We start from the raw sequence: 9,679 nt of genomic DNA, 5'->3' as shown, positions 1-9,679 counted from the left end.
ATCGCTGCGGTTGTACGTAAACTTGAAGAGCATGACGCAATGGATCACACGATCATTGTTGCGGCAGGTGCAGCTGATCCAGCAGCAATGTTGTTCTTAGCGCCATACGGCGGTACAACAATGGGTGAATACTTCCGTGACCGCGGTGAAGACGCATTGATCGTATTTGATGATTTGACCAAGCAAGCTTGGGCATACCGTCAGATTTCATTGCTACTACGTCGTCCACCAGGTCGTGAAGCATATCCAGGTGACGTATTCTACTTGCACTCACGTCTACTAGAGCGTGCATCACGTGTAAACGCTGATTACGTTGAGCAGTTCACCAATGGTGAAGTTAAGGGCCAAACTGGTTCATTGACAGCTCTACCGATCATCGAAACACAAGGTGGTGACGTATCTGCATTCGTACCAACTAACGTAATTTCGATTACAGATGGTCAGATCTTCCTTGAGACCAACCTATTTAACTCTGGTATTCGTCCTGCAATGAACGCAGGTATTTCGGTATCACGAGTTGGTGGTGCAGCTCAGACTAAGATCATCAAGAAGTTAGGTGGTAGCGTACGTTTGGCTTTGGCTCAGTATCGTGAATTGGCAGCATTTGCTCAGTTCGCATCAGACCTTGATGATGCAACACGTAAGCAGCTAGAGCACGGTCAGCGTGTGACAGAGCTTATGAAGCAAAAGCAGTACAGCCCACAAAGCGTTGCTGAAATGGGTATCGTTCTTTATGCCGCTAATGAAGGCTTCTTGGATGATGTGCCAGTAAACAAAGTTGTTGATTTTGAAGATGCAATGTTGTCTTACATGAGTGCTGAACATTCAGCATTACTCGATAAGATTAACGAAAAAGGCGATTACAACAATGATATCGCTGACGGCATTAAATCAGCTCTTGAGCAATTTAAGTCGACGCAAACTTGGTAAGCCGATTGTTGAGTACTGGAGATCTATGAATACTGCAGTACTCGACTGTCATTTATACCTCAAAGTGAACAAGACTTTAAAGGCGATATAAAATGGCCGTTGGTAAAGAGATACGAAATCAGATTTCGAGCGTAAAAAGCACGCAGAAAATTACAAGCGCAATGGAAATGGTTGCCGCGAGTAAGATGCGTAAAGCTCAAGATCGTATGAGTTTGGGTAAGCCCTACTCAGAAAAAATTCGTTCGATTGTCAGTCACTTGGCAAATGCGAACACAGAATATAAGCACTTATATTTGCAAGAGCGCGAAGTTAAGCGTGTTGGCTATATCATCGTTTCTACAGACCGAGGTTTGTGTGGCGGTTTGAACGTCAACTTGTTCAAGAAAGTTGCTAAAGATATGAAAAACTACGCGGATAACGCAGTAGAAGTCGATCTTTGCGCGGTTGGACAAAAAGCAATTAGCTTCTTTAAAAGCTACGGCGGTAATGTCGTTGCTGCATTAAGTCACCTTGGTGACGCACCTGCAGCACATGAGCTGATCGGTTCTGTAAAGGTGATGTTGGATGCTTACGAAGAAGGCAAGATCGACCGCCTTTACGTGGTATACAACGAGTTTGTAAACACCATGACGCAGAGCCCTGAAGTAGTACAATTGTTACCGTTAGAAGCTGCTGAAGAAAGTGAAATGCAGCATCATTGGGATTATATTTACGAGCCTGAAGCGAAAGACTTACTAGATGGCTTGTTAACGCGTTACGTTGAATCGCAAGTTTATCAAGCGGTTGTTGAAAATGTAGCATGTGAGCAGGCAGCTCGAATGATCGCAATGAAATCTGCAACAGACAACGCGGGCGACATTATCAAGGAATTGCAGTTGGTTTATAACAAAGCGCGTCAAGCAGCGATTACTCAGGAAATTTCTGAGATCGTTAGTGGTGCAGCTGCGGTATAAGTAGTTCCTGGCAAATTTTGTGTATTTAAAGATTAAAAGTTAACGAGGATCCGGACATGAGTAGCGGAAATATCGTACAAATTATTGGAGCTGTAATCGACGTTGAATTCGCGCGCGAATCAGTTCCAAATGTATATGATGCGTTGCAGGTTGATGGTGTTGATACAACACTTGAAGTACAGCAGCAACTAGGTGATGGTATCGTACGTACTATCGCAATGGGTAGTACTGAAGGTCTAAAGCGTGGGCTGAATGTAGATAACACTGGCGCACCAATTTCTGTACCTGTTGGTCCAGAAACTTTGGGTCGTATCATGGACGTTCTAGGACGCCCAATCGACGAGCGTGGTGACATCGGTGAGCAAGAGCGTATGCCTATTCACCGTAAAGCACCTACTTACGCAGAGCAAGCAGCATCGGCTGAATTGCTAGAAACCGGTATCAAAGTAATCGACTTGGTTTGTCCATTCGCTAAGGGTGGTAAAGTTGGTCTATTCGGTGGTGCGGGCGTTGGTAAAACTGTAAACATGATGGAATTGATCAACAACATCGCACTGAAGCACTCTGGTCTTTCAGTATTCGCAGGTGTTGGTGAGCGTACTCGTGAGGGTAACGATTTCTATCACGAAATGCAGGAAGCTGGCGTTGTAAACCTAGAGACTCCAACAGACTCTAAGGTAGCGATGGTATACGGTCAGATGAACGAGCCACCAGGAAACAGGCTACGTGTTGCCTTGACTGGTTTGACAATGGCTGAGAAGTTCCGTGACGAGGGTAAAGACGTACTATTGTTCGTTGATAATATCTACCGTTACACACTGGCAGGTACTGAAGTATCAGCACTGCTAGGTCGTATGCCTTCAGCGGTAGGTTATCAGCCTACACTAGCTGAGGAAATGGGTGTTCTTCAGGAGCGTATTACATCTACTAAGACTGGTTCGATCACATCGATCCAGGCAGTATATGTACCTGCGGATGACTTGACTGACCCATCTCCAGCAACAACCTTCTCTCACTTGGATGCAACAGTTGTATTGAGTCGTGACATCGCTTCTAAGGGTATTTACCCAGCGATCGATCCACTAGACTCTACTTCTCGTCAGCTAGATCCTTTGGTGATTGGTGCTGAGCACTATGAAATTGCACGTGGTGTACAGACAGTACTTCAGCGTTATGCTGAATTGAAAGACATCATTGCGATTCTTGGTATGGACGAATTGTCTGAAGAAGATAAGCAGACAGTTGCACGTGCTCGTAAGATCGAACGTTTCTTGTCACAGCCTTTCCACGTTGCCGAAGTATTTACGGGTGCACCGGGTAAGTATGTATCTTTGAAAGACACTATCCGTGGCTTCCAAGGTATCTTGGGCGGTGAGTACGATGATCTTCCTGAGCAGGCGTTTTACATGGTTGGCTCTATCGACGAAGCAGTCGAAAAAGCGAAAAACATGTAATCATCCTTTAGTAGAAGCACTTTAAGATATTTAAAGTGCTTCCCTGATGAAGGTAGAAATTATGGGTATTAGCGTGCATTGCGATATCGTAAGTGCTGAAGAGCAAATTTATTCGGGTCTTGTTGAGCTAGTTGTTGCTGCTGGCGAAATGGGTGACTTGGGTATTGCTCCAGGCCATGCTCCACTAATGACGAAGTTGAATCCTGGTCCTGTTCGCGTTATCAAACAAGGCGGCGAAGAGGAAGTTTTCTACGTATCCGGCGGATACATGGAAGTTCAACCAAGCTTAGTAACTGTGCTAGCAGATAGTGCAGAGCGAGCTCACGACGTTGATGAAGCAGCAGCTCTGGAAGCTAAGAAAGAAGCAGAAAGAGAGCTGGCGAATCAGAGCGGCGATTTTGATTACTCTCGAGCAGCATCTCAACTAGCTGAAGCATCAGCGCGACTACGCGTGATTCAGCGAATGAGAAATAAGCATTAATGAGCAGTAATTCGTAAAATAAAGAAAAAAGGCAGCTATTTAGCTGCCTTTTTTCTTTTATGTCATATGGAGTGTCTATAATCAAACGATTGTAGTAGAAAAAGTTTAGGAAAAACGATTATGAGTTTACATGTGGTTATCCTTGCAGCTGGGCAAGGTTCTCGAATGAAGTCTAAATTACCAAAAGTTTTGCACCCTGTAGCGGGAAAGCCAATGCTACAGCATGTGTTGGATACAGCGAATAAGTTAGATGCTGAAGGTATACATATTGTTATCGGTCACGGTGCTGATCAGGTAAAAGACACAATTAAAGAAGATGTAAACTGGTGCTTACAAGCTGAGCAGCTAGGTACGGGCCATGCGGTAGCACAAGCAATCGACCACATTCCAGAAGACGCGCAAGTACTAATACTATACGGAGACGTGCCCTTAACCAGTCAGGCAACATTGTCTCAATTAACGGCTTTAGTTAATGAGAAGCAGCTTGGCTTATTGACAGTCGACCTTGAAAACCCAACGGGCTATGGTCGAATCGTTCGGAACGCAGATGGCGATATTGAAGCCATCGTAGAACAAAAAGATGCTTCAGAAGAAGAATTAATGATTCCGGAAGTTAATACCGGAATACTTGCTCTACAGGCTTCAGTGTTGCATAAGTTTATTCCGACACTTGGTAACAGCAATGCACAAGGCGAGTACTACTTAACTGATATTATCGAGATCGCCGTAGCAAATGGCTTGCGAGTTGAAAGCCATCAGCCAAGTTTTGAGCAGGAAGTTCAAGGCGTGAATAATCGCCTGCAACTATGTGAATTAGAGTGCTGGCACCAAAGCATGATATCGGAACAGCTAATGCTTCAAGGTGTCACCATCTATGATCCAAATCGTTTAGACGTGCGCGGTGAATTAGAATGCGGCCAAGATGTCACTATCGATCTTAATTGTATTTTCGAAGGGCATGTCGTACTTGGTGAGGATGTCAGCATTGCACCAAACTGCATTATCAAAAATTCAACAATCGGTGCTGGTACCACGATACATGCTAATTCAATTATCGAAGATAGCTTTGTGGCAAGCGCCTGTAATGTGGGCCCGTTTGCAAGACTGAGACCCGGAACGAGTTTAAAAACTAAAGCGAAAGTCGGTAACTTTGTTGAGACCAAGAAGACGACCGTTGGTGAAGGTAGTAAGATTAACCATCTTAGCTATGTTGGTGACGCAACCTTAGGCAAAAATGTTAACGTGGGTGCAGGTACAATTACCTGTAACTATGATGGCGTTAACAAGTTTCAAACAGAAATTGCAGATGATGTGTTTGTTGGCTCCAATACATCATTAGTTGCGCCGGTGAAAGTTGGTAAGCGTGCGACTATTGGCGCGGGGTCTACTGTCAATAAAGATATAGAAGAAGAACAACTAGCTGTAGCCAGGTCAAAGCAAAGAAATATCGATGGTTGGGACAGACCCAGCAAAAAGTAAGTTAAAGATTTCGACTAGTAAAGTAATCGAATAAGATTTGGAAAACAGGAACAAAAGGTATGTGCGGAATAGTTGGAGCTGTGGCTCAAAGGGATGTAGCTGAAATTCTTCTCGAAGGTTTGAAGCGTTTAGAATATAGAGGATATGATTCAGCAGGGTTGGCTTTATTGTCTGAAGCAGGCGAATTTAATCGCTTGAGACGTATAGGCAAAGTTCAAGAATTGGCAGACGCACTAAAGGCAAACCCTTGCAAAGGTGGAACCGGTATTGCACACACACGTTGGGCAACTCATGGTGAACCTAGCGAACGTAATGCCCACCCTCATGTATCAGGTTCCGAAATTGTAGTTGTTCACAACGGGATCATTGAAAACCATCATACTCTGCGTGAGAAGCTAAGTGCCGTGGGTTATGAATTTGCTTCGGATACAGATACCGAGGTGATTGCTCATCTAGTTCATCATGAACTAAAAACACATGACTCACTATTATCAGCATTCAGATCAACTGTGAAGAAATTAGAAGGTGCTTACGGAACGGTTGTTATGGATACCAGTGATCCAGACCAGCTAATTGCAGCGCGTTCTGGTAGCCCATTAGTGATAGGATATGGCATAGGAGAAAACTTCCTGGCATCAGATCAATTAGCATTATTACCAGTAACGAACCGTTTCTCCTTCCTAGAAGAAGGCGATATCGCCGTACTGACACGCCAAGACGTGACCATCTATGATGCTGTAGGTAGTGAAGTATCAAGAGATATCAATGAGTCTGATGTCTCGCATGATGCTGGCGACAAAGGGCCATATAAGCACTACATGCTAAAAGAAATCTATGAACAGCCGATTGCTATTAAGAACACCTTAGAGGGTAGAATTGCAAACGGCCAGGTTCTTGACACGGCCTTTGGTGAAAATACAGCAGAGATTCTAAAAGGCATTGATCACGTTCAAATTATTGCCTGTGGTACGAGCTACCACGCCGGCATGGTCGCACGTTATTGGTTTGAAGAAATTGCTGGTGTGTCGTGTAATATCGAAATTGCATCTGAATTTAGATATAGAAAGTCGGTTGTTCCGGCTAATGCACTATTGGTTACAATCTCGCAGTCAGGTGAAACAGCCGATACTCTGGCAGCACTAAGACTGGCCAAAGAAATCGGATATAAAGCTAGTTTGACCATTTGTAACGTGCCTGGTTCTTCACTAGTTCGTGAGTCAGACTTAAACTATATGATGAATGCGGGCGCTGAGATCGGCGTAGCATCCACCAAGGCATTTACCGTTCAATTAGTTGGCTTACTGCAGCTTGTCGTCGCTATTGGAAAGAACAAAAATATGCCAGCCGAAACGGAAGCTTCGATCGTTGAGGCCTTACAGGCACTTCCTTCAATCATCGAACAAAGCTTGGATATGGATAAGCAAATAGCCGAATTGGCGGAAGACTTTGCTGACAAGCACCACAGTTTATTCCTGGGTCGTGGTGATCAATACCCGGTTGCGATGGAAGGTGCACTGAAGCTTAAAGAGATTTCGTATATTCACGCTGAAGCTTATGCCGCAGGCGAATTAAAGCATGGCCCATTGGCTCTTATCGATGCAGACATGCCAGTCATTGTTGTTGCACCGAACAATGAGCTTCTAGAAAAACTGCATTCTAACGTTGAAGAAGTACGTGCAAGAGGTGGTTTGATGTATGTTTTTGCTGATCGAAACGCACACTTCAAAAGTGATGACACCATGAAAGTACTAGACGTACCACATTGTGAAAAGATCGTCGCGCCGATTTTATATACTGTGCCTTTGCAGTTGCTTAGTTATCATGTTGCGTTGATTAAAGGTACCGATGTGGATCAGCCACGTAATTTAGCAAAATCAGTAACAGTTGAGTGATGAGCTAGCCGTATTTACAGCCGCTATTCATAGGGAAAAGTAGTTAACGATGGAATAAAGTTGTTAACAACTTTCCTTTTGAATGAAATAAACGCGCGATCTTTCCATATTTCTAATTCTCATTAGAAATTTAATCTTCGATTAGCCTAAGGACGGGAAATCGTGTTTGTACTATGCGCGGAATAGGTACGCCCAGTAGGCTGGGAATAAATAGGCTGCTGAAATTCAGCTGTGGGTATTTGAAACTGATTTAGTTGCAAGTCTTCACCTGCTTTAAGCAATTCATCTTCCTTAAGTGCATCACCAGCCTTCTGTTTATCACTGTCTTCTTTTTCTTGAAGGTAAATAGGTTTAGCATTTTGACCGCTTGAGGTATCGGCTTTTAGTGCGCCGGCAATCGCAGCATTAGAGAGCTCTTCACCACCAATTTCTTGAAGTGGAAAATCCTCAAGCGTTGATTTTTGCCTGGTTGAGAAAAAGTATTCAAGATCCTCGTCTTCATCCCAATCCTCATCTGGTGATTCAGAGAGGCTGATTGAAGGTATAAGGAAACATAAAAGCATAAAATGAAAATATTTTTTAGGCATGGCTCTCTCCTTGATCTAAGCAGATATATTATCGTTTTTACAAAAGCTGTCTAGGTACTAGTGATCATTATCAAGGTAATCGATATTGACGACTACATAGCTGACCACGCCATCAGGTGTATTGAGTTCAACTTCGTCATCTATTTGCTTTTTAAGTAACAAGCGCCCCAGTGGTGAGTCGATGCTCAAATAACCAATTGAAAGGTCAAATTCATCTGGGCCGACTAAGCGAAAACGAGACTCTTCTCCTTCGTCATTTTCGAGGGTGACCCAGGCACCGAAAAATACCCTTGTTAAATCGTCAGGCTTACGGTCAACCACTACCATGTCATCAAGGCGCTTTCTAAGGAAGCGAACACGACTATCTATTTCCCTAAGCTGCTTTTTTCCATAAATATACTCGGCATTTTCAGAACGGTCACCTTGTGCAGCAGCTTCAGAAACTGCTTGGGTGACTTGAGGACGCTTTGTTTTCCATAAATAATTTAGCTCATCCTTTAGCTTCTTTTCGCCTTCAGGTGTAATGTATTTTGATCCAGGCTTTTGCGGTGGTCTGTAACGTCCCATTTAGTATTCACATCTTTTGTCGTATAAAACTAGGTTGAAGTACCTAAACTATCTAAGTACCCTTAGCGCCAAGAACTAGAAGAGTAGGTGTAGTAAGGTCCTGCTTTTCAGAAGGTATATTTAATAAAAGCATATTGGAGAAGACAATGAAAGCACAGAAAAAATTGAATGAACTTGCTGAAAGTGCTTTATCACAAATTGATGCATTAGGTTATAACCTAGATGCTATGGGTGTTGAAAACCAGATTAACCGTCATAATTTGATTGCTTTTTTGATGTTTGGACAAAAGCGTTTGGAAGGTGAAATGGATAGCCTTAACGCAAAAGTAGATGTTAGCAAAGCAAAAGTTGAAAGCATTGTAGATAACACTGAGAAGCTTTTTATTAGTGCTAAGAACCTGGCTGTATTTCCGGCTAAATATACGATTGATCGTGTTAGAGCGCAGTTCTAATTAAGTTCTTTATCTTTACTGCCTGATAGAAGCTTAGTACTTCGTGGGAAAACCAGCTCCACTTTTAGGCCTGGGTCATTATCATTTAAGATAACTTTACTGTGGTGGATATCCATCACAGCGAGTACCAGGCTTAAACCTAAACCATTACCTGGCAAAGACCTGCTCTTGGCAACGCGATAAAAGCGTTGGAATACTTTCTCCCTTTCCTCTTCTGGAATTCCAATTCCTGAGTCAGCAACTGATAGATATATATCTTTCTGAGTGCTGTGGAGTGATACATCTATACAGCCACTCTCCGGCGTGTATTTTATTGCGTTATCGATCAGGTTACACAAGGTCTGAAACAGAAGGTCTCGATCACCGTTCAGGTTAACGTTTTCTTCTATCGAAATCGCAAGTTTCTGGTTCTTATCTTCGGCAAGTGCTTCATATAGCTCGGCAGCATCTTGTACCAGTTCACTTAGATTGAAAGGTTGGAAATTTGAAGACTTACTACCCACCTCAAGGCGAGCAATACGTAATAGGGCATTGAAGGTAGCGAGTAGTTGGTCAGCTTCCGCGACTGCATTGGCGACCTGTTGTCTGTCTTGGTCGCGCTCTACACTGATCAGTGTATTTTCTAACTGGTTTCTTAGACGAGTCAGAGGGGTTCGCAGGTCGTGAGCAATATTGTCTGAAATATGACGAATGCCTTCCATTAATTGAACGATTCGGTCGAGCATTTCATTTAGATTACGTGCGAGTTGGTCAAAATCGTCATTGGTGCCACGGTCCGGGATACGAATAGAAAGATTCCCTTGCATAATCCGCTGGCTGGTTTGGTTAATTAGCTCAACCCTTTTTGCTGTACTACGGCTCATCATAATGCCGCCAAGCATCGC

General features: G+C 43.4%; 10 protein-coding genes. 7 read left to right on the top strand and 3 right to left on the bottom strand.

Annotation, left to right across the window (positions count from 1 at the left end):
* The 6 genes from atpA to glmS form a co-directional block, all read left to right on the top strand.
* Nucleotides 1-930: F0F1 ATP synthase subunit alpha (atpA, locus tag A3756_RS07395; protein ID WP_068553203.1), on the top strand; the 930-nt coding region annotated here is incomplete at its 5' end.
* Between the two features lie 92 nt (nt 931-1,022).
* A complete protein-coding gene (gene atpG / locus A3756_RS07390; RefSeq protein WP_068507290.1) occupies nt 1,023-1,883 on the top strand; it encodes a F0F1 ATP synthase subunit gamma in 861 nt (286 codons plus the stop codon).
* Nucleotides 1,884-1,939: 56 nt separating this feature from the next.
* On the top strand, nt 1,940-3,337 hold the full coding sequence (gene atpD, locus A3756_RS07385; RefSeq protein ID WP_068507288.1) for a F0F1 ATP synthase subunit beta: 1,398 nt from the start codon (nt 1,940-1,942) through the stop codon (nt 3,335-3,337).
* A 61-nt stretch (nt 3,338-3,398) separates the two neighbouring features.
* Nucleotides 3,399-3,818 (top strand): F0F1 ATP synthase subunit epsilon, encoded by a 420-nt coding sequence (locus tag A3756_RS07380; RefSeq protein ID WP_068507286.1) that lies wholly within the window; start codon nt 3,399-3,401, stop codon nt 3,816-3,818.
* A 120-nt stretch (nt 3,819-3,938) separates the two neighbouring features.
* Complete coding sequence (glmU, locus tag A3756_RS07375) at nt 3,939-5,297, top strand: bifunctional UDP-N-acetylglucosamine diphosphorylase/glucosamine-1-phosphate N-acetyltransferase GlmU (RefSeq protein WP_068553201.1); 1,359 nt, start codon at nt 3,939-3,941, stop codon at nt 5,295-5,297.
* 59 nt (nt 5,298-5,356) lie between these two features.
* The gene (glmS, locus tag A3756_RS07370) at nt 5,357-7,189 is read left to right on the top strand and encodes a glutamine--fructose-6-phosphate transaminase (isomerizing) (RefSeq protein WP_068553200.1); all 1,833 of its coding nucleotides are present in this window, start codon (nt 5,357-5,359) and stop codon (nt 7,187-7,189) included.
* A 146-nt stretch (nt 7,190-7,335) separates the two neighbouring features.
* On the opposite strand, the gene A3756_RS07365 is transcribed toward glmS, so the two are convergent.
* Both A3756_RS07365 and greB read right to left on the bottom strand, forming a co-directional pair.
* A complete protein-coding gene (locus A3756_RS07365) occupies nt 7,336-7,776 on the bottom strand; it encodes a hypothetical protein (RefSeq protein WP_068506560.1) in 441 nt (146 codons plus the stop codon).
* A 57-nt stretch (nt 7,777-7,833) separates the two neighbouring features.
* The gene (gene greB / locus A3756_RS07360; protein ID WP_068506562.1) at nt 7,834-8,343 is read right to left on the bottom strand and encodes a transcription elongation factor GreB; all 510 of its coding nucleotides are present in this window, start codon (nt 8,341-8,343) and stop codon (nt 7,834-7,836) included.
* A 146-nt stretch (nt 8,344-8,489) separates the two neighbouring features.
* Between greB and A3756_RS07355 the strand changes: the two genes are divergently transcribed.
* The gene (locus A3756_RS07355; protein ID WP_068506565.1) at nt 8,490-8,795 is read left to right on the top strand and encodes a hypothetical protein; all 306 of its coding nucleotides are present in this window, start codon (nt 8,490-8,492) and stop codon (nt 8,793-8,795) included.
* On the opposite strand, the gene A3756_RS07350 is transcribed toward A3756_RS07355, so the two are convergent.
* The coding region (locus A3756_RS07350; RefSeq protein WP_156490348.1) for a HAMP domain-containing sensor histidine kinase at nt 8,792-9,679 on the bottom strand (888 nt) is incomplete at its 5' end. The two genes, A3756_RS07355 and A3756_RS07350, sit on opposite strands and share 4 nt — an antisense overlap.

This window comes from Oleiphilus sp. HI0086 (assembly GCF_001635225.1).
The sequence above is the reverse complement of the archived record's forward strand: the minus strand, read 5'-3'. Positions and strand labels throughout refer to the sequence as shown.